2 protein-coding genes are annotated in these 971 nt (G+C 33.7%); one reads left to right on the top strand and one right to left on the bottom strand.

Annotation, left to right across the window (positions count from 1 at the left end):
- Window positions 1–259: 259 nt before the first annotated feature.
- On the bottom strand, window positions 260–568 hold the full coding sequence (locus tag ACFIMM_RS03910) for a hypothetical protein (RefSeq protein ID WP_375668670.1): 309 nt from the start codon (window positions 566–568) through the stop codon (window positions 260–262).
- Window positions 569–697: 129 nt separating this feature from the next.
- Between ACFIMM_RS03910 and ACFIMM_RS03915 the strand changes: the two genes are divergently transcribed.
- The coding region (locus tag ACFIMM_RS03915) for a hypothetical protein (RefSeq protein ID WP_375692630.1) at window positions 698–971 on the top strand (274 nt) is incomplete at its 3' end.

Below are 971 nucleotides of genomic sequence, written 5' to 3' on the forward strand. Positions count from 1 at the left end.
TCATCAGAATTTATAAACACTGGTTTATTCACAAATGCCTCCATACTGCCTATTGGCAAAAGTTATTTTCTAAGATATGGAGTGAATATATTTTCGTTTTACGGTAATGTCAACATAAAAATACCGTATAACGAAAATTATTTTATGAGTATTCATCTAAAGATTAGTGTGTTTTTATAGATATTTGGAGATTTTATGAAAGGTTATAAGACTGCCAAAAGAAAATTTTTACAATTGTCAAATGAAGAAAAAACAGCAGTTATCGCTTTTTTGATTCGATTAAAGTATGAAGAAACGCTAAAACTGCCCTCCGTTCTTCTTCATTGCAAGACGAATATAGATCATAAAAATCTTGATCTATCTTGCTTAAAGCCGGATACGGAGGATACTCCTTAAAGAAACTGTGTAGCTTCACTAGCTCTTCTGCGGTGATATCACGGTAGGCTTTAGAGTCAGAGTCATCAATCGATAATAAGCGCGTAATAGATGATGGACTCAATCCTAAATGTTGCCCTAAAGCCTTACGGCTTCCATGCCCCATTTCATTTAATTTTTCATTAATCCACATTTTTATTAGCTTTTGAAAATCCATTTTATTTTTCTCTCTTAAAATTATTAAATAATCAATATTGCGTATTACGAAAATTTTGCTTATATTTGCGTAATACGTAAATATATGACAGAAATTTTGGATTACATGATTACTCCAGCAGTTATGATTATAAAATATTTAGGTGGTGCAAAACGTGTGTCGTTGATTTCTCAATGCCATGTGTCTGCTGTTTATAAATGGACTTACCCCTTTGAAAAGCGAGAGGGTAAAGGCGGCATCATTCCAGCTAAATACCAAATTATGCTTTTGAATTACGCACGTGATCATGGGATAGATTTGCGTCCAGAAGATTTTTTTTATCCCGAGCGCTTGCAGAGATTAATGCAAGAGCAACACCCCCCATTGTCGAAAATTAGCA

Source organism: Bartonella sp. AP258QHHD (assembly GCF_042196145.1).
GTDB lineage: Bacteria > Pseudomonadota > Alphaproteobacteria > Rhizobiales > Rhizobiaceae > Bartonella.